The sequence below is a fragment of the Nocardioides sp. YJ-D4 genome, assembly GCF_054031495.1.
Genome location: NZ_CM132932.1, coordinates 5,069,892 through 5,095,168 on the forward strand (window position 1 = coordinate 5,069,892; position 25,277 = coordinate 5,095,168).

The window sequence follows — 25,277 nt, forward strand, 5'->3', positions numbered from 1 at the left end:
TTCTGACCCGTTCCGCCAAGTCCCGCTGTCCGTCAGGCTGAGGGCGGAGCCTTGATCAGACCCTCGAGCAACATCAGGCCGGCCTCGATCACGGCCAGCTCGACGCGGTCAGGCTCCAGCGCCAGTGCGTCCCGGCGCAACGCCAGTGCGGCCACCCCGTTCCAGGACCCGAAGAGGAAGTAGGACAACAGCTCCGGATCCACTGCCCGGATCGCGCCCGAGTCCACCGCATCACGGATGCTCTGCTCGAACTCGCCACGCAGCTCGCTGAACCGCTCGACGACCAGATCCTCCACCGCCGACCCGGGGCCGCGTTCGCCGGTGACCATCAGGTACTTCACGACCGTCGGGTGCTCCAGCAGCAGCTTCAGGTAGGCCGACCCGACGCCGGCGAAGCGCTCGAGCGGCGTGGTCTGCGCGGCGTAGGCCGACCGGAGGGTCTCGGTGGCCACCGTCAGCACTCGCTCGGTGACGGCTGCCATCAGCCCGTCCTTGGTGCCGAAGTGCACGTAGACCGACGCCGGGGAGATCCCCGCCAGAGCGGCGACGTCTTCGATCCTGATCTCCTCAGGGGCATGCTGCGACAACATCTGCTCGGCGGCCTCGAGCACCCGGGCGCGGGTTCGCTCCCGTCGACGCGTCCCGCGCGCCGCGGCGTCGCCGGCCTGATCCTTCGGCTTCTGGGCGTCGTTCACCCGATCAGCGTAGGGCGCAGGCCGCGTCGCCATCCGGAGGTGGGTGCGCGCGGCCGACCTTCTGCTCGACCAGGGATCTGGTGGGACAGTTGCGCCGACTCGGCCGGTTCTGGCGGGGCATCAGCGCCGAGTCGGGGGAGCGGCGCCCATGGCTGCCTCGGTGGTGGTGTCGACAGCGACGGCGAGCGAGCCCTTGTAGCCGGCGCTCGGGCTGCCGGTGAACGTGCCCATCTCCAGGTCGTACCCGTCGCTGAAGACGTTGTCTGTGTCGAGGCTGACCTTCGCGAGGTTGTCGGCCGAGCCCTCGTAGGCGTCGTCCTGGTAGACCTTGCTCAGCATCTTCTCCGGGAAGGCGACCTGCGAGGTCGCGATCGCGTTCTCGCCGGTCGTGGCCGAGTCGGCGTCGGGGTAGACCTCGAAGTGCATGTGCGTCCAGCGGCCGTCGTAGCAGCCCGGGACGATGGTCTTGAAGGTCACCTGGCCCTTGGCGTCGGCGACCTGGACCCCGCGGAGGTACGTCTCGTCCTCGACGCCTTCGGAGTACATCGAGTAGCGGCCCTGGGCGTCGCACTGCCACAGGTAGACCGCGACCCCCTCGAAGGGCACGTCGTCGTTGGCCATGTCGGTCACGGTGAAGGTGAAGGTGAGCGGCACGCCGTCGACGGTGGTGCCGCCGTCGAGGCTGGAGGTGATGTCGCTGCGTACGATCCCGGACTCGGTCAGCACGTTGGTGCCGTTGGTGCCGTCGGCCGGGTAGGGGCCGTTGGTCTCCTGCGGGATCTCGCCGTCGGCGGTCGTGGAGGTGGTGGCGGCGGAGCCGCCCGTGGAGGAGCCCGACGAGCCCGCCCCACAGGCGGCCAGGGCGGCCGCTCCGACCCCGACCCCGACGAGCCCGAGGACCCGGCGGCGGGTCAGCAGTGTCGAGATGTCGAAGCCGGCACCCTGGTCGACCACCTCCTCCGCGGGGCGGGCCAGCAGGCGGCCCTCATAGGCCGGGCCTTCAGGGGTGTTCTCGGGTTCGGGTACGCGGCTCATCTGGTTCTCCTCGACGTCGGTCCTGGTGCGTTGACCTGACTCTGACGTCCGGATCCGTGAGGACCTCCTGCCCCGGCTGTGGGGTTCCTGTGAATGCCGAGGATCAGCCGAGGCTCGGACGCGGGGCGGACTGGAGCTGGTCCGCCTGCTCCTTGGACAGCTTCGAGGCGTAGCCGCAGTAGGTGCAGTCCATCCGGCGCGACTTGCTCACCGGGAAGAGCGGGATGAAGAAGAGCGTGAACTTGTTGACGACCTCGAACAGGCGATGGGCTGCCTGCTGGCGGCAGTGTGGGCAGACCAGCGAGAGCGTGGCCAGCAGTCGCGTGTAGGTCTTGAGCCCGAAGATGATCATGCCGACGAGTCTTGCACGCGGTCAGCGCCGATGGACCTCGCGACCGTCCGCGTACGTGTGGGTGACCCGGGTCCGGGCGAGGACGGTCGTGTCCTCGCCGAGGATGTCGTGGTCGACGACGACCAGGTCGGCCGCGTACCCGGTCTCGATCCGGCCCGTGGACCCTTCGAGACGGTTCAGGTAGGCGGTGCCGGTGGTGTAGCCGGCGAGGGCCTCGGCGACCGGCAGCGCCTCCTCGGGCAGCAGCGGGGTGGCGTCGGCGGGCTGGTCGGGGGAGCGGCGGTTGACCGCCACGTGCATGCCGAGCAGCGGCGCCGGGTCGGAGACCGGCCAGTCGCTGCCGCACGCTATCCGGGCACCCGTACGCAGCAGCGACCCGAACACATACTGCTGGCCCCGCGCCGCCGGTGACAGGAACGGCAGGGTCAGCACCTCCACCGCCTCGTCCAGGCAGGCCCACAGCGGCTGGATGTTGGCGGTGACCTCGAGCGCGGCGAACCGGGGGACGTCGGATGCCGCGACGACCTGGACGTGGGCCAGATGGTGCCGCAGCCCGGTGGCCCCGTTGGTCGCCCGCGCGTGCTCGATCGCGTCCAGGCTGTCGCGGACCGCCCGGTCCCCGAGCGCGTGGATGTGCGCCTGGAACCCGTTGGCGTCCAGCGCCGCGACGTACGTCGCCAGAGCGTCGGCCGGGATGAAGGAGAGCCCGCGGTTGTCGGTGAGATGACCGTGGGAGTCGAGGTAGGGGTCGAGCATGGCGGCCGTGTGCGTCTCGCAGACGCCGTCCTGCATCAGCTTCACGCTGGCCGCGTCCAGCCCTGCCTGTGCGGCACGAGCGCGGCGCGAGATCAGCTCAGGGAGCTGCTCCAGGCCTCGGTCCCGGTCCCACCACTGGGCGAGGACGACCTTCGCGGTGAGCGCGCCGGATTCGTTGGCGGCGATGTAGGTGGGTAGCGAGTCGGGCATGCCGAGGCCGTCGCCGACCAGCGCGTCCTGCCAGCCCACGATGCCGACGGAGTGGAGATGGCGCTGTGCGGTGAGCAGCGCCTCGGTCAGGTCGCGCGAGGTCGGGGCGGGGACCAGCGAGCCGACCAGGGCCATCGCCCCCTCGTGCAGCGCACCGGTGGGCCGGCCGGCGGAGTCGCGCTCGATGCGCCCGTCGGCGGGATCGGGCGTGCCGGCGTCGATGCCGGCGATCTCGAGCGCGCGGCTGTTCACCCAGGCGGAGTGGTGGTCGCGGTTGGGCAGGAAGACCGGCCGGTCGGGAAGCAGGCGATCCAGAGGCGACGCGGTCGGCACGCCTCCCGGGAAGGAGTCCATCGACCAGCCACCGCCGGTGACCCAGGTGCGTCCGGGGTTGGCCGCGGCGTAGGAGCCGATGGCGTCCAGATAGCCCTCGAGGGTCGAGAGACCGGTCAGGTCGCACTGGTTCATCTCCAGCCCGGCCTGGATCGGGTGCACATGGGAGTCATGGAAGGCGGGCAGGACCCACTGGCCGTCGAGCTCCTCGACCACCGTCTCGGGGCCGGCCAGAGCGTCGAGCTCCGTGCCGATGGCCGCGATCCGGCCGTCGCGCACGGCCAGAGAAACGTCCTCCCAGCGGCCCTCGCGCAGCACGCGGCCACCTCGCAGCAGCAGGTCCGCTGCGAGGGCGTCGGAGCCCATCAGTTGACGGCCATGGTGTCGGTGACCGAGGAGCCCGAGCGCTTGAGCACGAGCGCCACCAGGCCGAGGACCAGGAGCGTGAAGACCAGCAGGATCGTGGAGACCGCGGCGATCTCGGGCTTGAGACCGGAGCGCACCGAGGAGAGCACGTAGACCGGCCACGAGGTCGTGCCGGAGACGTTGATGAACGAGGAGATCACCGTGTTGTCAAGGCTCAGCGTGAAGGCCAGCAGCCCACCGGCGAGCACGGCCGGCCCGACGAGGGGGATCGTGACCTTGAAGAACGTCGCCACCGGTCGCGCATACAGGTCCGCCGAGGCCTCCTCCAGCGACGCGTCCAGCCCGACGAGGCGGGCCCGGACGATGTAGGTGACGACCGCGGTCGCGAAGAGCGAGTGGCCGACCACGAGGCGTACGTAGCCGTTGTTGAACGGCAGCAGCAACCAGTCCTGCCCGAGCGTCACGAACCAGGGGAGCAGCGCGATGCCGTCGACGATCTCGGGCGTGACCGAGACGAGCAGCAACAGCAGCGTGAACGGGCCCGCCCAGCGGCCCGGGAACCGGGCCATCGCCATCCCGGCCAGGGTGCCGAGCACGCTCGCCAGGAGGGCGGCGACCACGGCGGTCTGCAGGGAGACGGCGACGGTGTGGCGTACGGTCGGGCGCTCGACGATCGCTGTGAACGGCTCCAGGCTGAAGCCGTCCCAGGCGGTGAGCAGCCGGCCGCCGTTGAAGGAGTAGATGCCGATCACGATGATCGGGGCGAACAGGAAGAGGAAGACCAGGGTCGTCCACGCGCCGAGCGCGAGATTGGTGCCAGAGGGTCTGCTCATGCGGTCACCACCTCCTTGGTGTGCAGCCTCGTGTCCGAAGACGGGACGGTTCCGATGACCAGCTTGCTGCGCCTGTGCAGGAGCCATCCCACGGCCCACATCAGCGTGATGGCCAGGACGACGATGAGCATGGTGAGCAGGATGAGGACGACCGCCATGGCCGAGCCCAGCGCCCAGTTCTGTGCGGTCAGGAACTGGCTGGCGATCAGGGACCCGACCATCGTGCCCTTCGCGCCGCCGAGGACCGCCGGGGTGACGTAGTCGCCCATCATCGGGATGAAGACCAGGACGATGCCGGCGATGATCCCAGGCCGCGCCAACGGCAGGGTGACCTGGAAGAACGTCCGCACCCGGTCGGCGCCGAGATCCTTGGACGCCTCACCGAGGGCGTTGTCGACGCGGTCGAAGGCGACGTACATCGGCAGGATCATCAGCGGCAGATAGTTGTAGATCAGACCCAGCAGCACCGCACCGCGGGTGTTGAGCAGGTCGTGCGGGTCGGCGACCAGGCCGACGTCGGTCAGGAACCCGGCCAGGGCGCCCTCCGAGGACAGGATCACCTTCCAGCCGATCGTCCGGATCAGGAAGGAGGTCCAGTAGGGGACCATCACCAGGGCGACCAGCAGCCCGCGGCGGTGTGCGGGGACCTTCACCGCCATGAAGTACGCGGCGGGCAACGCGATCAGCAGGCAGGCGACCGTGCCCAGCACGCTCATCCACAGCGTCGCCCGGAAGATCGTGAAGAAGGTCGGGCTGAACGCCTCGGCGTAGCGGTCCAGCGACATCACCGCGTTGCTGTGGGTGCCGAACATCCCGGGCTTCTCGCCGAAGCTGAACCAGGCGATCTGCAGGAACGGCACCACGAAGAAGACCGTCAGCCACAGCCACGCCGGTACGGCGAGGACGAAACCCGGGAGGCGCTTCGCCGCTCGGTCACGCACTGGCGGCGGCCTTCAGCTTGTCGTAGACCTCCGTACGCCGGTCCTGAGCCTCGTTGACGGCACCGTTCTTCATGGTCGCGAGCTGCTCGTCGGTGAAGAAGATCATCTCGGGCAGCTCGACCTTGCGCTCCTTGGCCATCTCCTCGATGCCGAGCGCGCCGGTGTTGTAGCCGATGTAGTCCATCTCCAGGAACGAGTTCTCCGGCTCCAGCACGTAGTCGAGGAACGCGTGCGCGGCCTCGGGGTGGGGCGCGCCGGTCGGGATGCACCAGTTGTCCATCCACAGCTCGGTCGTCGGGCCGGGCAGGACCCACTTCCAGCGGTCGGGCTGCTTGTGCTCGAGGATCCCGAGGCGGGAGTCGCCGTTCCAGTTCTGCATCAGCGCGAAGGTGTTCTGCTGCATCGCGCCGGTGGCCGGGTAGGAGTCGAAGCCGGCGATGTGCGGCGCCCACTTCTCGACCGCCTCGGCCTCGTAGGCGTCGTAGTCGGCCATGTCCTCGGTGTTCCAGTCGATGTCGTTGGCCCAGAAGTACAGGCCGGAGACACCCTGCGGGTCGTCGAGCAGCGAGGTCTTGCCCGAGGCCTCGTTCTGCATCGCGTCGATGAAGTCGTTCCACGTCGCCAGGTCGCGCTTGATCACGGTGGTGTCGTAGACGAACCCGGTGGTGCCCCAGCACTTGCACACCGAGTACTCGTTCTCCGGGTCCCAGTCCTGGCCGAGGAACTTCGGGTCGACCTTGGCCATGTTGGGGATCAGGTCCTTGTTGAGCGGGACGATGATCTCGTTCTCGATCAGCTGCGGGATGTAGACCCCGGTCGGCACGACGATGTCGTAGCCGCTGGTGCCCTCGGCCGCGACCAGCTTCGAGATCAGCTCCTCGTTGGAGCCGTAGGAGTCGAGCGTCACCTTCGGGCCGGTCTTGCTGAAGGCGTCGATCACCTCGGGGGAGTCGTAGTCACCCCAGGTGTAGATCGACAGCGACTTCTCGACCGGTCCACCGGTCGCGCCGCCGCCGGGCTCGACGGCGCTGGACGCCCCGCCACCGCCGTCCGAGCCGCAGGCGCTCAGCGCGACGCCGGCACCGGCGAGAGCGGCCAGGCTCAGGAAGTGGCGCCGCGAGAGCTCCTGGCGGATCGCTCGCGCGCCGGCATGGCTGGCCAGGATCCGTACGTTGCCGTTCTTGTTGACAGGCTTGTTCACTGTGGGCTCCTAGCGGTGGACGGGGCTAGCGGGGTGTCGAGGGGGAAGAGACGTACGTCCTCGGCGGCCCAGCCGCAGAGGACCGGGTCGCCAGGGGAGAGCCGGGCGGCGCCGTGGGTGGGGCGCCGGATCAGCAGGCTGAGCTCGTCGGTGACCTTGACGAGGTACTGGATCACCTCGCCGAGCGGGGAGACCTGGAGGACCTCGCCGGCGACGGAGTTGAGACCCTCGGTCACGGTCCCGGACTCGGCCCGGGGCTCGATCGAGATCATCTCGGGGCGGATCGCGGCCTGGTGGGCCTCGCCGGGCTTCCCGTCGGGCTTGGCGGGACCCTCGACGACCACGAAGGGGGTCTCGACCTTGGTGCCGTCGGCGCTGACCTCACCGTGCAGGAAGTTCTGCTGGCCGACGAAGCCGGCGACGTACGCGCTGGCAGGCTGGTTGTACACGGTCTCGGCGTCGGCGAGCTGCTCGATCCGCCCAGCGCGCATGATCGCGATCCGGTCGCTCATCGCGAGCGCCTCGTGCTGGTCGTGGGTGACGAAGACGAAAGTGATCCCGAGGCGGGACTGGAGGAGCTTGAGCTCGAGCTGCATCTCCTCGCGCAGCTGGCGGTCCAGGGCGCCCAGCGGCTCGTCGAGGAGGAGGACGCCGGGACGGTTGACCAGCGCCCGCGCGAGCGCCACCCGCTGCTGCTGGCCGCCGGAGAGCTGGGCCGGGCCGCGGTCGGCGTAGTCGAGCATCCGCACCATCCGCAGCGCCTCGACGACCCGTTCGCGGACCTCGGCCCTGGGTGTCTTGCGCTGCTGCAGGCCGTAGGCGACGTTCTCCGCGACGGACTTGTGCGGAAACAGTGCGTACGCCTGGAAGACCGTGTTCACGTCGCGCTGGTAGGGCGCGAGCCTGACCACGTCCTTGCCGCCGATGACGATGCTGCCCGAGTCGGGCTTCTCGAACCCGGCGATCATGCGTAGCGTCGTGGTCTTGCCGCAGCCCGAAGGGCCGAGCAGCGAGATGAACTCGCCGGCCCGGATCTCCAGGTCCAGGCCGTCGACCGCCGTGGCCTGGCCATAGGTCTTGGTCAGGCCGGTGATGGTTACCGAGCCGGAGGTTTGGTCCGGGGTAGCTGTCGTGGTCATCGCTGCTCCAGTCGATTGTTCACTTAGCGCTGCATTCCACCACAAGATCCGGGGAAAAGTACGGAATCAGTTGTAAAAGAACGGTTACGAACTTGATTTCGTGTACGTCGCCGCCGCTGAGTGCGGCCCCGGTCCCGGGATCTAGGGTTTACCCCATGTCGACCCCGCCCACTCTGTCCACCGTCACCTCGTTGCTGGACGACTGGTACCCGCCCGCGACCGCCGACGAATGGGATGCTGTCGGGCTGGTCTGGGGCGAGCCCTCGCAGCCCGTCTCGAAGGTGCTTCTCGCCGTCGACCCGACCCTCCCGGTCGCCGAGGAGGCGGCCGCGTGGGGTGCGGACCTGGTCGTGGTCCATCATCCGCTCTTCCTGAAGGGTGTGCACGGCTTCGCCGCGACGACCCCCAAAGGGCGTACGCTCTCGACGCTGGTCTCCGCGAGGTGCGCGCTGCTCACCGCGCACACCAACGCCGACCAGGCTCTCGGCGGCGTCTCGGAGTCGCTGGCGCTCGCGCTCGGGCTGAGCTCGCTGCGGCCGCTGGTGCCGGGGCTGACCGAGGATGTCGGGACCGGCCGGGCCGGGACGGTGGCGCCGACCACGCTGGGCGCCTTCGCCGAGTCCGTGGCGGCCGCGCTGCCCGCGACCGCGGCCGGGATCCGGGTCGCCGGAGACCTCGACCGGCCGGTCTCCTCGGTGGCGCTGTGCGGCGGCGCGGGTGACTTCCTGCTCGACCAGGTGGCTGCGTACGACGTCTATGTGACCAGCGATCTGCGCCACCATCCGGCCTCGGAGTTCCTCGAGAAGGGCGGTGCGCTGATCGACATCCCGCACTGGGCGGCGGAGTGGACCTGGCTGCCTGTCCTGGCGAGGCGACTTCGGGAGGCATTCGGAGATACGGTGGAGACCCGGGTCTCGGAGATCGTCACCGACCCGTGGACCTTGATCGTGAATAGCTGAGGAGAATCCGCTGAAAGCCGACCCGTTCGCCCAGGTGAAGCTGCTCGACGTCTGTGAGCTGGACTCGCGTGCGCTCCAGCTGCGCCACCGCCGTGCGCACCTGCCGCAGGCCGCCGTCGTGGCGGAGCTGCAGGCATCGAAGAAGACCACCGACGATGCCGTACGCGACGCCCGGATCACGCGCGACGACCTCGAGCGGGTGCAGAAGAAGGCCGACGCCGACGTCGAGGCGGTCAAGACCCGCCGCCGCCGCGACCAGGAGCGGATGGACTCCGGGGCGATCAGCAGCGCCAAGGACCTCGAGCGCATGCAGCACGAGCTGGCCACCCTTGACCGCCGGATCTCGGTGCTCGAGGACGAGGAGCTCGAGGTCATGGAGCAGCTCGAGGAGGCTCAGACGGCCGTGACCCGGCTCGAGGCCGAGCTCGCCGAGATCACCGAGAAGCTCGCGGTCGCGGTCGACTCCGTCGACGTCGAGACCTCGAAGATCGACGGCGAGCTCGCCGCGGTCGCCGAGGAGCGGACGCCCGCGCTCGAGGGCATCCCCGACGACCTGCTCGCCCTCTACTCGCGGCTGAGCGAGAAGATGGGTGTCGGTGCTGCCGAGCTGCGTGCCCGCCGCTGCGGCGGCTGCAACCTCCAGCTCGACCCCGCCGAGATCTCCCGCATCCGCGGCCTCGCCGCCGACGAGGTCGTGCGCTGCGAGGAGTGCTCCCGCATCCTGGTCCGCACCGCCGAGTCGGGGCTGTGAGCTCCAAGACCGCGCGCGGGTGGGGAGCCGGCGCGGCGGCGACGACGCTGGTTCTCGTACGTCACGGGGTCACCAAGCACACCGCCGCCAAGGCGTTCTCCGGAGGCCTCGGCGGCGACAACCCGCCGCTGACCCAGGAAGGTCGCGAGCAGGTGATGCTCACCGCCGAGTGGCTCAAGCCGCTCGCGTCCTCGGTCTCGACCGTCGTGACCTCGCCGGTCCTGCGCACCGTCGAGACCGGTGAGCTCGTCGCCGGTGCGCTCGGTGCCCGGCTGGTCGAGGAGCCCGCGTTCGCCGAGATCGAGTTCGGGGAGTGGGAGGGGCTCACCTTCGGTGAGGTCGCCCAACGTTTCCCCGACGAGATGAAGGCGTGGATGGGGGCCACCGAGGTCGCGCCCCCGGGCGGTGAGTCCTTCGACTCCGCTCAGGCCCGCGTGCTCGACGGCCTCTCGCGGGTCCTCGAGGCCCACGCCGGCGAGACCGTCGTGGTCACCTCCCACGTCTCGCCGATCAAGCTGATCGTCGCCCACGCCCTGGGCGCCCCGATCGGCGGAGTCTTCAGCATGGAGCTCTCGCCCGCCTCCGTCACCGTCGTCTCCTTCTTCGCCGACGACCGCGCCTCGATGCGCCTCTTCAACGGTCTCCCCGTCTCCCGCGACCCCTTCGCCTCCGGCCTCTTCTGACGCCGACTCGGCGCATCCTGACCTGATTTCTCGCCGAGTCGGCTCGTCATGACGAGCCGACTCGGCGAGGTTTTCGGTCAGGACGAGCCGACTCGGCGCGGGGTCAGATCTCGGAGACGATGATGTCGAGCTGGGTGCCGGTCTTGGTGGCGGGGCCGGCCTCGACGGTCCAGCCGAGGTCGCGGAAGGCGTCGGCGAGCTTGGCGGGGGTGCGGGGGTTGGCGCCGGACTCGAGGAGGGCTCGGACGAGGCGGCCCTTGGTGGCCTTGTTGAAGTGGCTGACCACCTTGCGCTGGCCGTTGTGCTCGTGGAGGACACGGACGGTGGCGGTGCGGGCGGCGACGTCCTCTGGTCGCCAGAAGGCGGCGTACGTCCCGGACCGGAGGTCCACGAGCAGGCCGTCGCCGAGGGCCTCGGACACGCCGGCGCCGAGGTGGGCGCGCCAGTGGGCCTGGACGCCGCCGATGCCGGGGAGGGTGGTGTCGCCCGAGAGGCGGTACGCCGGGATGCGGTCGGCGAGGCCGACGAGGCCGAACACGGAGCTGGTCACCATGACCCGGCTGGTCGCGCGGCGCTTGGCGGCCGGCGACAGGGTGGCGGGGGAGAGGGCGTCGTAGAGGACGCCGGTGTAGATCCGGTCGGCGCGCGCGGTGGGGGCATCGGCCAGCCCGGCGTTCAGGGTGACGAGCTCGGGCTGGGTCTTCGGGATGCCGAGGATGTCGACGGCCTCGTCCGGGCGCGTGGTGCAGAGCTCGACCAGCGCGTCGATGACCTTGGCTCGGGCCGGGTTGAGCCCCGGGAGGCGGAGGTCGTCGAGCGCGAGCGGGTTGCCGCGTACGGCCGCGGTCTTGCCCTCCGAGGGCGGCAGCAGGATCAGCACGGGACTATCGTGCCGCCCGGGGCCAGGATGGCCGAATCGAGGATTGGGTATCTTTCAAAGCGCCTGTGACCTGCGGGAACGTGCGAGCTTACGTTCCAGTCATGATCGTTCTGGCCGCCGAGTCCGCCTCCGGGCCCAACCTTGCCGGCTTCCTCGTCGTGATCATCATCGTCGGGCTGTTCTGGCTGATCCAGGACGTCTCGAAGAAGGCTCGGGCGCGCTCGGAGCACCTCCGGGCGAAGCGGTCGCTGACCTCCTCCCAGCGCAGGGCGGTGGCCAAGATCGACAGGACGGCGAAGGCGCACAGCAGGTCCACGAAGGGTCTGTGGGGGCAGTTCGACGCCTTCAAGGGCAACCCGAAGGCGTTCGGCAAGGAAGCCGCCGCGCTGCACAAGGCGTACAAGGCTTCGAAGAAGAAGTAGCCACTACAGTTCTGGCCATGGGCTCCGCACGCATCATCCGGGTCGCCAGTGCCGACAACGGTGTCGCCGCCACCACGCTCCGCGACGGGATCGCCGCGCTCCAGGCCGAGCTGGGGGTGACCGCCGAGTTCCCGCCTGAGGTGGAGGAAGCGGCGGCCGCAGCCGCGGCCAACCCCAGGCTCCCGGAGCTCGACCGCACCGACCTGCCGTTCGTCACGATCGACCCCGAGACGTCGATGGACCTCGACCAGGCGCTTCACCTCGAGCGCGACGGCGACGGCTACGTGGTGCACTACGCGATCGCCGACGTGGCCGCCTTCGTGGCGCCCGGCGACCCGGTCGACCTGGAGGCCAACAGGCGCGGCGAGACGCTCTACGCCGCCGATGCGAAGATCCCGCTCCACCCCAAGGTGCTCTCCGAGGACGCCGCCTCGCTGCTCCCGGACCAGGTACGCCCCGCCCTGCTGTGGACCCACAGGCTCGACGCGACCGGCGAGGGGACCGACACCTTCGTGGAGCGAGCGCTGGTCAGATCGCGGGCGAAGCTCTCCTACGAGGGCGTGCAGAAGATGTTCGACGGCGACGGGTTCGCCGAGACCGACTACGCCGACTCCCTCCAGCTGCTGAAGGAGATCGGCGAGAAGCGGATCGCCCTCGAGGCGGCCCGCGGCGGGGTCAACCTGCCGCTGCGCGACCAGGAGATCTCGGTCCAGGGCGATCAGTGGTCGCTGGAGTACCGCGACCTGCTCCCCGTCGAGGACTGGAACGCCCAGATCTCGCTGCTCACCGGCTTCGGGGCGGCCGACCTGATGGTCTACGCCCGCGTCGGGCTCCTCAGGACCCTCCCCGAACCCGACCCCCGAGACGTCCAGCGGCTGCACCGCACCGCTCGGGCGCTCGGGCTGGAGTGGCCCGCGGAGATGCTCTACCCCGACTTCATCCGCTCGCTCGACGGCAAGAACGGCAAGCACGCCGCGATGGCGATCGCGTGCACCCGGCTGCTGCGCGGGAGCGGGTACGCCTCGTTCAACGGCGAGCTGCCCGCGCTGACCGAGCACTCGGCGCTGGCGAACGAGTACATGCACGTGACGGCGCCGCTGCGCCGGCTGATCGACCGCTACGCCGGCGAGGTCTGCCTTGCGCTCTGCGCCGACCAGCCGGTCCCCGACTGGGTCACGAGCGCGTTCACCGCCCTTCCGGAGACGATGCGTGCCTCCTCGCGCACCAGCGGTGCCTACGAACGCGGCGTCGTCGACCTGGTCGAGGCCGGGGTGCTGCACAACCGGGTCGGAGAGACCTTCACCGCGGTGGTGGTCGAGATCGACGACGAGGACAAGCAGAAGGGCTCGATCACCGTCGAGGAGCCTGCCATCGAGGCCAGGGTCACCGGCACGACGGCGCTCCCGCTCGGCGAGGAGGTCGAGGTACGCCTGGAGACGGCCGACGTCGTCGCCCGGAAGGTCGGCTTCACGCTCGCCTGACCTCCCGGACGTACGTCGGTCAGGAGATCAGCTCGTCGAGGCGGTTGTAGACCTCGGCGGAGCCCTCGATCACCCGGCTGTGCTCGCCCTCGATGGAGACGGGTACGTCACCCTGGACGGTGATGCGCCGCACCTCGCGTGGCAGCTCGTCGAAGTCGGCGACGGCGTAGTGCTGGGTGGCGCGGTTGTCCCAGATCGCGACGTCGCCCTGCTGCCAGTGCCACCGGACGGTGTTCTCCAGGGCGGTGACCCGGTCCTGGAGGAGGTTGAAGAGGATCGCGCTCTCCTTCTGGTTCAGGCCGGTGAAGTGCTTGACGAAGTGGCCCAGGACGAGCGCGCGCTCGCCGGTCTCGGGGTGGATCCGGACCGCAGGGTGCTCGGTCCGGTAGATCGTGGAGACGAACTCCTCGCGCTTGCGCGCGGCCACGTCGTCGGTGGATTCGGCCTGGTCGGGGCGTACGTAGTCGTAGTCGTTGGAGTGGACCGCCCACAGGTTGTCGACGAGCGCCTTGAGCTGGGGGTGGAGCCGCTCGTAGGCGGTGACGGTGTTGGCCCAGACGGTGTTGCCGCCGTACTCGGGGATCTCCGCACCGCGCAGGATCGAGAACGCCGGCGGCCGGTCGACGAAGGTGACGTCGGTGTGCCAGGAGTTGGCGGCCATGCCGCGGTTGGCCTTGAGGGTCAGGACGCGGGCGCTGCCGGTGTTCACGGTCGGGTGGGCGGTCGTCAGCGGACCCAGACGCTCGCCGAACGCGATCTGCGCGCGGTCGTCGAGATGGTCCTGGCCGCGGAAGAAGACGACCTTGTTCGCCAGGATGGCGGACCGGATCTCGGCGATCGTCTCGGCGGGGAGGTCGCCGGAGAGGGTGACGCCGTCGATGCGGGCGCCGATCCGGCCGCCGACCTTGTGGACGGTGAGCTCGTTGACGGGGGATGCTTCGGTGATGGTCATGGGTGGTCTCCTCTGACGGCGTCGGCTTGATCTGAATAAAGTCTAGTGAAATACATGACTTAAGACCACGGGTGTCTCACGAGACGTTTGGGCACTCCGACCGGTGATGCGGGTGGGAGCCGGTCGATATCGTGCGCCTCATGACGCACGCCACACCTGAGACCGTGTTCACCTATGGCTCCCCGCAGCTCAAGTTCGGCACCGGCGCCTCGGCCGAGATCGGCTACGACCTCGCGTCGCTGGGCGCCCGCCGCGCCCTCGTGGTGACCGATCCCGGCATCTCCGCGACCGGGCTGCCGCAGCGCGCGGCCGAGCAGATGAAGGCGTACGACGTCACTGCCGTCGTCTTCGACGGCGTCCATGTCGAGCCGACCGACGAGAGCATGCGCGAGGCGGTCGAGTTCGCCCGCGAGCACGGGCCGTTCGACGCGATCGTGGCGGTCGGGGGCGGGTCGAGCATCGACACCGCGAAGGCGGTCAACCTGCTGACCACCAACGACGGCGACCTGATGGACTACCTCAATGCGCCGGTGGGACGCGGGCTCGCGCCGGCCAACCCGCTGCTGCCCCTGGTCGCGGTGCCGACCACCACCGGCACCGGTGCGGAGTCGACGACCGTGTGCGTGCTCGACGTGCTGTCGCTCAAGGTGAAGACCGGGATCTCGCACGCGCGCCTGCGCCCCACGCTGGCCGTCGTCGACCCCGACCTGATGATGACCCAGCCCGCCGGGGTGACCGCCGCCTCCGGGATGGACATCCTGTGCCACGCGCTGGAGAGCTACACGGCCCGCCCCTACACCTCCTACGATCGCAAGTCGCCTGATCAGCGCGTCCCCTACTGCGGCGCCAACCCGATCTCCGACATGTGGTCGGAGAAGGGGCTGTCGCTGCTGGCGGGCTCGTTCCGGCAGGCGGTCGCGCACGGCGACGACACGCTCGCACGCGGTGACATGGCGTTCGCGGCGACCTTCGCGGGTCTGGGCTTCGGCAACGCAGGCGTGCACATCCCGCACGCCTGCGCCTACCCGATCGCCGGGCGGGTGCGCGACTTCCACCCCAAGGACTACCCCGGCGACGAGGCGCTGGTGCCGCACGGGATGGCCGTCTCGCTGACCGCTCCGGAGGCCTTCCGCTACACCTTCGACGCCGCTCCTGAGCGGCACCTGCGTGCGGCCCGGCTGCTGGCTCCCGGCTTCGACGAGTCTCAGGAGGAGCCGCGCGACCTGCTGCCCCGGGTGCTGAGCGACCTGATGCGGGACATCGGCATCCCGGCCGGGATCGGCGAGGTCGGCTACGTCGCCGGCGACATCCCCGACCTGGTCGAAGGGGCGCTCAAGCAGCAGCGGCTGCTCGCCACCGCGCCGAAGCAGCCGTCGGCGGAGGACCTGACCGGGATCTTCGAGAGGTCCGTCACGCTCTGGTGAGGAATGCCCGGCGGGACTTCGGCGTTCGGTTGGTTGTCTTCTTCAACCAAACTCTCCGGAGGTTCACTCGGTGACGTCAGTCCCGCCGCGGCTCTTGCTCGCGCTCGCCCTGCTCTCGGCATCCGCGCCGTTGGCGATCGACTTCTACCTACCGTCCTTCCCGCAGATCGGCAGCGATCTGGGGGCCGCGGCGAGCAACGTCCAGCTCACCCTCACCGCCTTCCTGATCGGGCTCGCGCTCGGACAGATCGCCTGGGGGCCGATCTCCGACCGCTTCGGACGGCTCAAGCCGCTCCTGATCGGCTCGGTCGTGGCCGCCGCGGCCGGTGTGCTGGCCGCTCTGGCACCCACCGTCGAGCTGCTGATCACGGCCCGCTTCATCCAGGCGCTCGCCGCCGCGGCGGGGATCGTGATGGCGCGGGCGATCGTGGCCGACGTACTCCACGGCTTCGCCGCCGCCCGGGCGATGTCGATCATGATGTCGATCAGCGGGATCGCGCCGATCCTGGCCCCGGTGATCGGCGGCGCCCTCGCCGGGTTCGTGCCGTGGCGCGGGGTGCTCGGCATCGTGGCCGCGATCGCCGTCGCGCAGGTCGTCGTCGTGATGCTGGTGATCCGCGAGTCGCTCCCCGTCGAGCGGCGCAGCCGCCGGGTCGAGTACGCCGACCTCGGCCGTCTCCTCGCCAAGCCCGCCTTCCTCGGCTACACGCTGACGCAGTCGCTCACGTTCGCCACCCTGATGACGTACGTCTCCTCCTCCTCGTTCCTCTACCAGTCGGTGATCGGCACGTCGGCGGCGGTCTACGGCATCGGGTTCGCGGTCAACGCCGCCTTCCTGACGGTCGCCGGGCTCTTCTCGGCACGGCTGGCCAAGCGGCAGGTGCACCCGGCGCAGATCATCCGGTCGGCGCAGCCGGTGCTCGCCATCGGCGCACTGTTCGTGCTCGTCGTCGCGCTGCTGCCGGTGCCGAAGGCGCTCATCCTGCTGCCGATCCTGGTCGTCACCACCTGCGTCGGCCTGATCATGGGCAACACCGGCGCCCTGGCCATCGAGCAGGCCCGTCCCTCGGTCGGCGCCGGCTCGGCGCTGATGGGCGGGATCATGTTCCTCGGCGGCGGCCTCGCCTCACCGCTCGGCGCCGTCGCCGGTGAGCACACCGCGGTTCCGCTGGCGATCACCATGGTCGTCACCTCGGTCCTCGGTGCCGTCGCGTTCGCCCTCGCCCGCCGCTCCGTAGCCCGCAACCCGGAGTCCGAGGCGGCCTTCGCGACCGCCGCCTAGCAACCCTGCCGAGGCGTCACCTGCGTCGGCCGAAACGTCACTCGGGTCGGCCGAGTGGGCACGGGGGTGCCCACTCGCCCGACGTACCTGACGCCTCGGCCGACGCGGGTGACGCCTCGGCGCTGGCTAGGCTTCGCTGAATGAAGCTCCGTGTCCATCAGCAGCGTGCGCTCTCCGCACTGAGCGCGGCCTGGGGTGCGGGGCGGTCGCGGGCGTGGGTGGTGCTGCCGCCCGGCGCCGGGAAGACGCTGGTTGGGCTGGAGACGGCACGCGAGGCGATCGCGGACGGGGCGAAGGTCGTCGTACTCAGCCCCAACACGGCCATCCAGGGGCAGTGGCTGCGCCAGGCGGCCGCGCTGGGACTCTCGGCGTCCTCGTCGCGGGATCTGGACGCGCCGCTGACCTCGCTGACCTACCAGTCGGTCGCGGTCTTCGGCGATCCCGACGACGAGGCGGAGACCGGGGAGAGCCATCTGGCCAGGCTGCACGACAACGGCCGGGCGCTGGTCTCGGCGCTGCGTACGGCCGGGCCGCTGCTGCTCGTGCTGGACGAGTGCCACCACCTGCTCGAGGTCTGGGGCGAGCTGCTCGGCGAGATCCTCCTGCTGCTGCCGGACGCGCGGGTGCTGGGGTTGACCGCGACTCCACCCGAGGCGCTGACCAAGGAGGAGTCCGCGCTGGTCGGGCTGCTGTTCGGCGAGATCGTCTTCTCGACCTCGATCCCGGCCGTGGTGCGCGAGGGCGACCTGGCGCCGTTCGCGGACCTGGTCTGGCTGACCGCGCCGACGACAAGCGAGCGGGAATGGCTGCGGGCAAGCGCGGAGCGGTTCGAGGAGCTGCTCACCGCGCTGACCTCGGCCGATCTGGGCAGCGTGCCGTTCCTGACCTGGCTGGACCGGCGCTTCGTGTCCCGGTCGGCGGGGGCTCCGTCCTGGGCCGAGCTCACGAAGGCGATGCCCGACGTGGCCACGGCGGCTCTGCGGGCCCACCATCGCGGGCTGCTCGCCCTGCCCGACGGGGCGACCCTGACCGAGGCGCACCGTCGGGATCCCTCGGCCGAGGACTGGGTGGCGCTGATCGGTGACTGGGTACGCGGACATCTGGCCGCCTCCGAGGCGGAGGCCGACCAAGCGGCGCTGGCCGCGATCAAGCAGGCGCTGCCGGCGGTCGGCTACTCGCTGACCCGGCGTGGCATCCGGGCCGGGCGCTCGCCCGTCGACCGGGTGCTGGCGCGCTCGGAGGCGAAGACGACGGCGACCGCGGCCATCGTGGACCACGAGCGTCTGGCCCACGGTGACTCGCTGCGGCTGCTGGTCGTCACCGACCACGAGCGGGCCTCGGCCACGCTGCCGATCGACCTGCGCGGGGTGATCGCCGAGCAGTCCGGCTCCGCTCGGGCGGTGCTCGCGACGCTGTGCGGGTCCCACGACGACGTCCTGCTGGTCACCGGCGCCACCGTCGCCGGACCCGCGGCGACCCTCGCCGCGCTGGTCGAGCACATCGCCGAGACCGACCCCGCGCTGGCGGAGGCTCTGGAGGTCGAGCCGGGGGAGGCGTACGCCACGCTCGTGGGACGCTGGGGGAGCCGGCAGTGGGTCGGGCACGTGACCCGGTTCTTCGAGGCCGGCGGCTGCCGGGTGCTGGTCGGCACGCGCGGCCTGCTCGGGGAGGGCTGGGACGCCCGGTCGGTCACCGGGATCGTCGACCTCACCGCGGCGACGACCACGACCGCGGTCGTGCAGCTGCGCGGGCGGTCGCTGCGTACGGATCCGGCGCGGCCCGACAAGGTCGCGGTCAACTGGACGGTCGTCTGCGTCGAGGAGGAGCACCCGCGCGGCGACAACGACTGGAAGCGCCTGGTCCGCAAGCACACCGGCTTCTTCGGCGCCGACGAGGACGGCTCGGTCGTCGACGGCGTCGGCCACATCGACGAGTCGTTCTCCCCGTACGCCGCCCCGCCGGAGTCCGACTTCGACACGGTCAACGCCCGCATGGTCGCCCGTTCGGAGGACCGCACGGCGATCCGGGAGCGGTGGCGGATCGGGGAGCCGTACGCCGACGTCGCCGGCCGCACCGTCAGGATCCGGCTCCGCCGGGCGGGTGCGCTGCGTGCGCCGTCGGGTGTCGTGCTCACGCCACGGCCACCGGGATTCCGGCTGCTGGAGGGCCGGGTACCGGAGTGGCGGTTGCCGGCGCCGGTCGTCCTCGCCACCGCGGTTCTGCTGAGCTTAGGGCTGGTCCTCGCGCTCGCCTTCGGTGCCACAGGCGGGGCCGCAGCGGCCGTCGGCGGCGCGGTCGGTGGGCTCTGGGCGCTGTGGGCCATGAACGTCTATCGGGACGGCACCCGGATCGCCTCCCAGCTGCGCCGGCGCCCGAGTGTCGGCGCGGTCGGTGCGGCGGTCGCCGACGCGCTGAAGACGACCGGACATACCTCGGCCGGCGCCGACAGCCTCGAGATCGCCGTGGACAGCGACGGCAGCTATCGCCTCCACCTCGCCGGGGTGCCCGAGGGCGAGTCGGCACTCTTCGCCGCCTCGCTCGAGGAGGCGCTGGCACCGATCGCCGCGCCCCGCTACCTGGTCTCGCGCCCGATCACCGGCGACCTGAATGCCCTCGAGAGGCTGCGGCTGGGCGTCTCGGGCAGGCTCGCCGCGAACGCCGAGGCCTGGCACGCGGTCCCCACCGCCCTCGGCCGTCGAGCCGCCGACGCGAAGTCGTTCCTCGCCGTCTGGGAACACTGGGTAGGCGGCTCCGGCCTGCTCTACACCGGCTCACCCGAAGGCACCGGCGTTCTCGCCGCCCAGCGCGGCGCCGACCCCTTCGACATCACCGCCGTCATCCGCCGCCACTGGTCCTGAGCCGAGACGGCGCCTACGGCGGCCGAGACGTCACTTACGTCGGCCGAGACGTCAGTTATGGCAATCGAGTTGTCAGTTGTGGCGACGTACCGGAGTGTTGCCTGCGTGGACTCGGACCTCCGGCACCGGTACGCCGCATCCTTCGGCGCGGCAGCGAACGCGTACGCCGCCCATCGTCCCGACTACGCGCACGACGCGATCCGGTGGGCGCTCGAACCGGCGCCGGGGCTGCGGGTGCTCGACCTCGGCGCCGGCACCGGGAAGCTCACCGCCACCCTGGCGGCGATCGGTACGGACGTCACGGCCGTCGAACCCGACCAGGCGATGCTGGCGGAGCTGCGAAGGAGCCTGCCCGAGGTCGCGGCGCTGTCGGGCAGCGCCGAGTCGATCCCGCTCCCGGACGGCTCCGTCGACGCGGTCCTCGCCGGCAACGCGATGCACTGGTTCGACATGGCCGTCGCCGGCCCCGAGATCGCCAGGGTGCTCGCGCCGGGCGGGGTGCTCGCCGGTCTGTGGAACACCGTCGACGACAGCGTCGACTGGGTCGCCGGGCTGGCGAGGGTCAGCGGCCCCGCGGCGATCGGACCACGCGACACCCCGGCGAGCTGGCGTACGGAGACAGCGGCCCTGCACCTGCCGACGACGGACGCGCCGGTCCGCTTCGGCTCCCCGGAACAGGCCGGTTTCCAGCACGGGCAGCACCGCACCGCCGACTCGCTCGTCGCCACGCTCGGCACCCGCGCCGGGATGCTGGTCATGCCGGACGAGGAACGAGAGGCCACCCTCGCCCGGATCCGGCGCTACCTCGCCACCAGGCCGGAGACGTTGGCCGGCGAGTTCACCCTGCCGATGGTCACCTGCGTGCTCCGCGTACGACGACTCTGACCATTCGGTCCCAGCGAGGCGTCGCTCCCGTCGGCCGAGGCGTCACTCGCGCTGGCCGAGCTGGCACAGCATGCCCACTCGGCCGACGTACGTGACGCTTCGACCGACGTACCTGACGCCTCGGCTCAGTTGGCGATCGGGGTCCAGGTGGGGAACTTGGCCGTGCGCCCGTCGCCGGAGGAGCGGCCGGTGAGGCGGCGGTGGATCCACGGGCCGACGAACTCGCGGTAGTAGGCCAGGCCCTTCTTGCCCGCAGCGCCCTCGAAGTCGAGGTCCCACCAGCCCTCGGGGACCTCGACGCCGAGCGCGTCGAGGACGCGGGCGGCGACGCGGTGGTGGCCGCGGGCGTTCATGTGGAGGCGGTCCTCGGACCAGAAGCGGCCGTCGGTGAGGGTGGTGTCCGGCCAGTTGTAGGCCCGTACGACGTCGTCACGATGGGCGATCCGCTGCTCGACCAGGCCGACGAGCTCGTCGCCGCGACGCTGGAAGACCTTGCCGAGCGGGAGCCGGGCCGAGGGGTTGGCGCCGGAGAGCAGGATCAGCTTGATCCCGTGGGCGTCGCAGGCCTCGAGTACGGGATGGAGGAAGTCGGCGATCGCGTTCGCGTCGGCCTTCGGGCGGAGCATGTCGTTCCCGCCGCCGTTGAAGGAGAGGTGGGTCGGCTTGAGCGCGAGCGCGGCGGGGAGCTGCTCCTCGACGATCGGGCGGATCAGGCGCCCGCGGATCGCGAGGTTGGCATACTCCACCCGCACGCCCGAAGCGGCCCAGCCCTGGGCGACCAGATCGGCCCAGCCGCGTACATGACCGTCAGGAGTCTCGTCGCCGACTCCCTCCGTGAACGAGTCACCGATCGCGACGTAGCGCACTGCCTCCACGAGCCCTCCCAAGCACCATCAAGCGGCGACCAAACCATTTACTTGGCCATCGCCAGCCTCTGGATTCTAGTCCGCCGCGGGTCTGAGGAGCACATCCGTCCCCGGGCTGACGTCGTGGCCGCCTCGGCTCCTCTACGGTGGGGGCGTGGAGGAGTTGGTACGGCCCTGGCGGCTCGGCCCGCGTGGGCGATGGTGGTTCGACGTACTGCTCGCGGGCACCCTGTTCCTGATCATCCCGTTCTACGCGATCCAGGCGCTGCTCAGCGGCGGCGCGGCCCAGGACGTGTCCAGCGTCAACCACGTCGCCGACCTGGTGCTCGTGGTGATCCAGCTGGTGCCGCTGCTGTGGCGCCGCCGGCACCCGGTGATCGTCTACGCCATCGTCGCCGGAGCCTGCGGGCTGCAGGTGCTCCTTCTCGACTATCCGCTCGTCTCCCAGGTCTCCTTCCCGATCGCGGTCTACTCGGTGGCGCGTTACGCCCGGCCGCGCTGGGGCCTGGCCGCGCTCGCGGTGGGTCTCTTCGGGTCCGTCCTCGGCGCCTACGACTGGCTGGGCGCCGTCGATGCCGCCTCCAACGGCCCGGCCCAGGACGAGATCAACTGGAGCACCTACGTCCCGGTCGTGCTGTCGCTCGCCACCTTCCCCGTGGCCGCCTGGGCACTGGGAGCGCTGGCGCGCACAAGAACGGCGTACGTCGATTCGCTGATCCAGCGCAACGAGCAGCTGCGCCGCGAGGCCGAGCAGCGTGCCGAGCTCGGAGCGACCCAGGAGCGGGCGCGGATCGCGCGCGAGATGCACGACGTGGTCGCCCACGGGCTGAGCGTGATCGTGGTCCAGGCCGACGGCGCGCGCTATGCCGCCGAGCAGGACCCGGCCCTCGCCCCGAAGGCCCTGGAGACCGTCGCGCAGACCGCCCGGGAGGCGCTGACCGAGATGCGGCAGCTCCTCGGTCTGCTGCGCGACGGGGACACGCTGACCCGTCCGCAGCCACGGCTGGGCGACATCGCGACCCTCGTCGAGGAGACCCGGGCAGGTGGCATGGAGCTCGCCGCGAACCTTCCCGAGCCCGGTCTCGCCGTGCCCGAGGGTGTCGCGCTGACCGCCTACCGAGTGGTGCAGGAGTCGCTCAGCAACGTACGCAAGCACGCCGGTCCGGGCGCCGCGGCCAGAGTCACCGTGACCGCCGAGGACGGCAGTCTCGCGATCGAGGTCAGCGACAACGGCCGAGGTGCAGCCGCGGACGCCACGGCGCAGCCGGGCGGCCTCGGCCTCGTCGGGATGCGCGAGCGCATCTCCGCCCACGACGGGACACTCGAGACCGGCCCCGCATCCGGCGGTGGCTTCCGGGTCTACGCAAGACTCCCGCTATGACGATCCGTGTCTTTCTCGTGGACGACCAGGAGCTCGTCCGTGCCGGCTTCCGGATGCTCATCGACTCCCAGCCCGACCTGAGCGTCGTCGGCGAGGCGGGCGACGGCCAGGAGGCCGTCGCCGCGCTGGGCCGGATCGAGGCCGACGTGGTCCTGATGGACGTACGCATGCCCCGCATGGACGGCGTCGAGGCGACCGGTCTGGTCGCCGGCCGCCAGGGTGCACCGCGGGTGATCGTGCTGACCACCTTCGACCTCGACGAGTACGCCTTCGCCGCCATCCGGGCGGGCGCCGCTGCCTTCCTGCTCAAGGACGCCCGCCCCGAGGACCTGCTGACCGCGATCCGCACCGTGCACGCTGGCGACTCGGTCGTCGCGCCGAGCACCACTCGGCGCCTGCTGGAGCACTTCGCCGCCTCCGCACCCGCGACCGCCGGGCCGGCGATCGAGGGGCGGCTGGAGGCGCTGACCGAGCGTGAGCGCGAGGTGCTCACGCTGGTCGGCCGCGGCCTGTCCAACACCGAGATCGCCGAGACCTTCGTGGTCGCCGAGGCCACCGTGAAGACCCACGTCGGCCGGCTGCTGGCCAAGACCGGCTCTCGTGACCGCGTCCAGCTCGTGGTGCTGGCCTACGAGACCGGTCTGGTCGGCCGCTGACTCCGGAGAGTCCCTAGGCGAGGTGATGCACCGGCGCCAGGTTGTAGACCGTCGTCTCGATCCCCTCGAACCGGGCCTTGAGCTGCAGCGCGAGATAGAGCGAGTAGTGGCGCGACTGGTGCAGGTTGCCGCCGTGGAACCACAGCGCCTCCTGCTGGGTCGGCTTCCACATGTTGCGCTGCTCGCCCTCCCACGGCCCGGGGTCCTTGGTGGTGTCGGAGCCGAGACCCCAGCACTTGCCGACGCGGTCGGCGACCTCCTGGCTGATCAGGTCGGCGGCCCAGCCGTTCATGGAGCCGTAGCCGGTGGCGTACACGACCAGGTCCGCCGGCAGCGACGTCCCGTCCTCGAGCACGACGGCCGACGAGGTCAGATGGGAGACCTGCCCCTGAGCGAGCTTGACCGACCCGTCGGCGACCAGCTCGGCCGAGCCCACGTCGATGTAGTAGCCCGAGCCGCGGCGCAGGTACTTCATGAACAGCCCGGAGCCGTCGTCGCCCCAGTCGTGCCGGAAACCTGCCTTCTCCAGACGCTGATAGAAGTCGGCGTCGCGCTCGGCCATCTGCTCATAGAGAGGGATCTGGAACTCGTGCATGATCCGGTAGGGGAGCGAGGCGAAGACCAGGTCGGCCTTCTCCGTGGTCATCCCGGAGGCGACCGCACGCTCGGAGTAGAGGTCCCCGAGCCCGATGTCCATCAGCGTGTCGCTCTTCACGATGTGGGTCGAGGAACGCTGCACCATGGTCACGTCGGCACCGTGCTCGAACAGCGCCCCGCAGATGTCGAAGGCGGAGTTGTTCGACCCGATCACGACACACCGCTTGCCCTCGTACGCATCCGGTCCCGGGTGCTTGGAGGAGTGGTGCTGCTCGCCCTCGAAGATGTCCATCCCCGGCAGGTCGGGGATGTTCGGCTTCCCGGACATCCCGGTGGCCAGGATGAGCTGCTTCGGGTGCAGCGTGATCTCCTCCCCGCCGCGCGAGACGGTGACCGTCCACTCGCCGGCCTCCCCCGAGTAGGAGGCGCTGGTCGCCGTGGTCGAGGACCAGTAGGGCACCTCCATCACCTTGACGTAGGACTCCAGCCAGTCGCCGATCTTGTCCTTGGGTGCGAAGACGGGCCAGTTGTCGGGGAACTTCAGGTAGGGCAGGTGGTCGTACCAGACCGGGTCGTGCAGGCACAGCGACTTGTAGCGGCCGCGCCACTGGTCACCGGGCCGCTCGTAGCGGTCGATGACGAGGGAGGGCACCCCGAGCTGTCGCAGCCGCGCGCCGAGCGCGATGCCGCCCTGCCCGCCACCGATGACCACCGCGTACGGCTGCTCGGTCAGGCCCAGCGTCTCCGCCTCGGCCTGCCGCTTCTCCGCCCAGGTCACCCGGTCACGGTTGACGCCGTGCTCGGCACCCCTCGGGCGACGTACGCCGCGGGGTTCCTCGTGTCCCTTGAGCTCGTAGAGCGTGGTCAGGAACGTCCACGCCTTCGCGCGGTCGTCCTCGACCTTGAGCCGCAGCAGCCCGCGGCCGCGACCGATCGCGGTCTCGAAGGTGAACCACGCGGTGGTCACCCCGTCCGCGGTCGCCTCCGGCTCCTCGAGCGCGAAGCCGGAGGGGTCGACGCGCTCCAGCGTGGCCGAGAGCAGGTCGGCGACCCCGGCGGGATCCTCGACGGTGGTGATGTTCCAGGAGAAGGCGACCAGGTCGCGCCAGAAGCTCTTCGTGGCGAAGAGGCCGGCGGCCCGGGGGATGTCGCGCTCCTTCAGGGCGGCCTCGAAGTCGGCGAGCCAGGTCTGCGCCGGGCCGCTCTGGACGGCCGCGGGAGTGGGTTCGAGTGTCTGGGTCATGTCCCCAGCACACCGCCGCGCGGGCGGAGGAGAAAGGGTTGCAGCCGATTGCATGTGGCGCCGGTCACAGCGAACACCTACCCTCGGAGTCGGAGG

The 25,277-nt window shown here is 70.6% G+C and carries 23 protein-coding genes; 11 read left to right on the forward strand and 12 right to left on the reverse strand.

Features of this window, described 5'->3' with window-relative positions; genetic code table 11:
* Positions 1-32: 32 nt before the first annotated feature.
* From ACW14X_RS24220 to ACW14X_RS24255, 8 genes are all read right to left on the reverse strand, one after another.
* Positions 33-695 (reverse strand): TetR/AcrR family transcriptional regulator, encoded by a 663-nt coding sequence (locus ACW14X_RS24220; RefSeq protein WP_457163595.1) that lies wholly within the window; start codon positions 693-695, stop codon positions 33-35.
* 120 nt (positions 696-815) lie between these two features.
* Positions 816-1,730, reverse strand: a complete 915-nt coding sequence (locus ACW14X_RS24225; protein WP_457163596.1) for an intradiol ring-cleavage dioxygenase — start codon at positions 1,728-1,730, stop codon at positions 816-818.
* Positions 1,731-1,833: 103 nt separating this feature from the next.
* Complete coding sequence (locus ACW14X_RS24230) at positions 1,834-2,082, reverse strand: zinc-ribbon domain-containing protein (RefSeq protein WP_160021941.1); 249 nt, start codon at positions 2,080-2,082, stop codon at positions 1,834-1,836.
* Between the two features lie 21 nt (positions 2,083-2,103).
* Complete coding sequence (locus ACW14X_RS24235; protein ID WP_457163597.1) at positions 2,104-3,747, reverse strand: amidohydrolase; 1,644 nt, start codon at positions 3,745-3,747, stop codon at positions 2,104-2,106.
* Positions 3,747-4,580 (reverse strand): ABC transporter permease, encoded by an 834-nt coding sequence (locus tag ACW14X_RS24240; protein WP_457163598.1) that lies wholly within the window; start codon positions 4,578-4,580, stop codon positions 3,747-3,749. The genes ACW14X_RS24235 and ACW14X_RS24240 overlap by 1 nt, the downstream gene beginning before the upstream one ends.
* Positions 4,577-5,521, reverse strand: a complete 945-nt coding sequence (locus ACW14X_RS24245) for an ABC transporter permease (protein ID WP_457163599.1) — start codon at positions 5,519-5,521, stop codon at positions 4,577-4,579. Before ACW14X_RS24245 ends, ACW14X_RS24240 begins: the two co-directional genes overlap by 4 nt.
* Entirely contained in the window at positions 5,514-6,722 is a 1,209-nt protein-coding gene (locus ACW14X_RS24250; RefSeq protein ID WP_350721019.1) for a polyamine ABC transporter substrate-binding protein, read from the reverse strand. Before ACW14X_RS24250 ends, ACW14X_RS24245 begins: the two co-directional genes overlap by 8 nt.
* On the reverse strand, positions 6,719-7,861 hold the full coding sequence (locus ACW14X_RS24255) for an ABC transporter ATP-binding protein (RefSeq protein ID WP_457163600.1): 1,143 nt from the start codon (positions 7,859-7,861) through the stop codon (positions 6,719-6,721). The genes ACW14X_RS24250 and ACW14X_RS24255 overlap by 4 nt, the downstream gene beginning before the upstream one ends.
* Positions 7,862-8,016: 155 nt before the next feature.
* Here ACW14X_RS24255 and ACW14X_RS24260 point away from each other — a divergent pair, with 155 nt between their 5' ends.
* From ACW14X_RS24260 to ACW14X_RS24270, 3 genes are read left to right on the forward strand one after another with little or no spacing between them, the layout of a single operon-like run.
* A complete protein-coding gene (locus ACW14X_RS24260; protein WP_160021953.1) occupies positions 8,017-8,820 on the forward strand; it encodes a Nif3-like dinuclear metal center hexameric protein in 804 nt (267 codons plus the stop codon).
* Between the two features lie 34 nt (positions 8,821-8,854).
* Complete coding sequence (locus tag ACW14X_RS24265; RefSeq protein WP_400468515.1) at positions 8,855-9,571, forward strand: zinc ribbon domain-containing protein; 717 nt, start codon at positions 8,855-8,857, stop codon at positions 9,569-9,571.
* Positions 9,568-10,254 carry a histidine phosphatase family protein gene (locus tag ACW14X_RS24270; RefSeq protein WP_457163601.1) on the forward strand — a complete coding sequence of 229 codons (687 nt, stop codon included), beginning with the start codon at positions 9,568-9,570 and terminating at the stop codon, positions 10,252-10,254. Before ACW14X_RS24265 ends, ACW14X_RS24270 begins: the two co-directional genes overlap by 4 nt.
* Before the next feature lie 103 nt (positions 10,255-10,357).
* On the opposite strand, the gene yaaA is transcribed toward ACW14X_RS24270, so the two are convergent.
* On the reverse strand, positions 10,358-11,134 hold the full coding sequence (yaaA, locus tag ACW14X_RS24275) for a peroxide stress protein YaaA (protein ID WP_457163602.1): 777 nt from the start codon (positions 11,132-11,134) through the stop codon (positions 10,358-10,360).
* A 101-nt stretch (positions 11,135-11,235) separates the two neighbouring features.
* On the opposite strand from yaaA, the gene ACW14X_RS24280 reads away from it, so the two are divergent.
* Together ACW14X_RS24280 and ACW14X_RS24285 are read left to right on the forward strand one after the other, a co-directional pair.
* Positions 11,236-11,556, forward strand: a complete 321-nt coding sequence (locus ACW14X_RS24280) for a hypothetical protein (RefSeq protein WP_457163603.1) — start codon at positions 11,236-11,238, stop codon at positions 11,554-11,556.
* A 17-nt stretch (positions 11,557-11,573) separates the two neighbouring features.
* Complete coding sequence (locus ACW14X_RS24285) at positions 11,574-13,037, forward strand: RNB domain-containing ribonuclease (protein WP_457163604.1); 1,464 nt, start codon at positions 11,574-11,576, stop codon at positions 13,035-13,037.
* Positions 13,038-13,056: 19 nt separating this feature from the next.
* On the opposite strand, the gene ACW14X_RS24290 is transcribed toward ACW14X_RS24285, so the two are convergent.
* Complete coding sequence (locus tag ACW14X_RS24290; protein ID WP_457163605.1) at positions 13,057-13,989, reverse strand: TauD/TfdA dioxygenase family protein; 933 nt, start codon at positions 13,987-13,989, stop codon at positions 13,057-13,059.
* A 140-nt stretch (positions 13,990-14,129) separates the two neighbouring features.
* Here ACW14X_RS24290 and ACW14X_RS24295 point away from each other — a divergent pair, with 140 nt between their 5' ends.
* From ACW14X_RS24295 to ACW14X_RS24310, 4 genes are all read left to right on the forward strand, one after another.
* Positions 14,130-15,413, forward strand: coding sequence for a hydroxyacid-oxoacid transhydrogenase (locus ACW14X_RS24295; protein ID WP_457163606.1), 1,284 nt, complete (start codon positions 14,130-14,132; stop codon positions 15,411-15,413).
* 70 nt (positions 15,414-15,483) lie between these two features.
* Positions 15,484-16,695 (forward strand): multidrug effflux MFS transporter, encoded by a 1,212-nt coding sequence (locus ACW14X_RS24300; RefSeq protein WP_457163607.1) that lies wholly within the window; start codon positions 15,484-15,486, stop codon positions 16,693-16,695.
* Positions 16,696-16,835: 140 nt separating this feature from the next.
* Positions 16,836-19,553, forward strand: coding sequence for a DEAD/DEAH box helicase family protein (locus ACW14X_RS24305; RefSeq protein WP_457163608.1), 2,718 nt, complete (start codon positions 16,836-16,838; stop codon positions 19,551-19,553).
* A gap of 105 nt (positions 19,554-19,658) precedes the next feature.
* Positions 19,659-20,438, forward strand: coding sequence for a class I SAM-dependent methyltransferase (locus tag ACW14X_RS24310; protein ID WP_457163609.1), 780 nt, complete (start codon positions 19,659-19,661; stop codon positions 20,436-20,438).
* Between the two features lie 125 nt (positions 20,439-20,563).
* On the opposite strand, the gene ACW14X_RS24315 is transcribed toward ACW14X_RS24310, so the two are convergent.
* Positions 20,564-21,313: an SGNH/GDSL hydrolase family protein gene (locus ACW14X_RS24315; RefSeq protein ID WP_457163610.1), complete on the reverse strand. Its 750-nt coding sequence runs from the start codon at positions 21,311-21,313 to the stop codon at positions 20,564-20,566.
* Positions 21,314-21,458: 145 nt separating this feature from the next.
* On the opposite strand from ACW14X_RS24315, the gene ACW14X_RS24320 reads away from it, so the two are divergent.
* Positions 21,459-22,685, forward strand: a complete 1,227-nt coding sequence (locus tag ACW14X_RS24320; RefSeq protein ID WP_457163611.1) for a sensor histidine kinase — start codon at positions 21,459-21,461, stop codon at positions 22,683-22,685.
* A complete protein-coding gene (locus ACW14X_RS24325; protein WP_160021972.1) occupies positions 22,682-23,341 on the forward strand; it encodes a response regulator in 660 nt (219 codons plus the stop codon). Before ACW14X_RS24320 ends, ACW14X_RS24325 begins: the two co-directional genes overlap by 4 nt.
* 13 nt (positions 23,342-23,354) lie before the next feature.
* Here the strand turns inward: ACW14X_RS24325 and ACW14X_RS24330 are convergent, their stop codons facing one another.
* Positions 23,355-25,181: a flavin-containing monooxygenase gene (locus tag ACW14X_RS24330; RefSeq protein ID WP_457163612.1), complete on the reverse strand. Its 1,827-nt coding sequence runs from the start codon at positions 25,179-25,181 to the stop codon at positions 23,355-23,357.
* Positions 25,182-25,277: the final 96 nt, after the last annotated feature.

Bases quoted from the DNA above. Each gene is read 5' to 3' on its own strand.
- ACW14X_RS24295 (WP_457163606.1), top strand. From the start codon at position 14,130: ATGACGCACGCCACACCTGAGACCGTGTTCACCTATGGCTCCCCGCAG.
- ACW14X_RS24325 (WP_160021972.1), top strand. From the start codon at position 22,682: ATGACGATCCGTGTCTTTCTCGTGGACGACCAGGAGCTCGTCCGTGCC.
- ACW14X_RS24260 (WP_160021953.1), top strand. From the start codon at position 8,017: ATGTCGACCCCGCCCACTCTGTCCACCGTCACCTCGTTGCTGGACGAC.
- ACW14X_RS24235 (WP_457163597.1), bottom strand. From the start codon at position 3,747: ATGGGCTCCGACGCCCTCGCAGCGGACCTGCTGCTGCGAGGTGGCCGC.
- ACW14X_RS24330 (WP_457163612.1), bottom strand. From the start codon at position 25,181: ATGACCCAGACACTCGAACCCACTCCCGCGGCCGTCCAGAGCGGCCCG.
- ACW14X_RS24285 (WP_457163604.1), top strand. From the start codon at position 11,574: ATGGGCTCCGCACGCATCATCCGGGTCGCCAGTGCCGACAACGGTGTC.
- ACW14X_RS24240 (WP_457163598.1), bottom strand. From the start codon at position 4,580: ATGAGCAGACCCTCTGGCACCAATCTCGCGCTCGGCGCGTGGACGACC.
- ACW14X_RS24305 (WP_457163608.1), top strand. From the start codon at position 16,836: ATGAAGCTCCGTGTCCATCAGCAGCGTGCGCTCTCCGCACTGAGCGCG.
- ACW14X_RS24280 (WP_457163603.1), top strand. From the start codon at position 11,236: ATGATCGTTCTGGCCGCCGAGTCCGCCTCCGGGCCCAACCTTGCCGGC.
- ACW14X_RS24290 (WP_457163605.1), bottom strand. From the start codon at position 13,989: ATGACCATCACCGAAGCATCCCCCGTCAACGAGCTCACCGTCCACAAG.
- ACW14X_RS24225 (WP_457163596.1), bottom strand. From the start codon at position 1,730: ATGAGCCGCGTACCCGAACCCGAGAACACCCCTGAAGGCCCGGCCTAT.
- ACW14X_RS24255 (WP_457163600.1), bottom strand. From the start codon at position 7,861: ATGACCACGACAGCTACCCCGGACCAAACCTCCGGCTCGGTAACCATC.
- ACW14X_RS24230 (WP_160021941.1), bottom strand. From the start codon at position 2,082: ATGATCATCTTCGGGCTCAAGACCTACACGCGACTGCTGGCCACGCTC.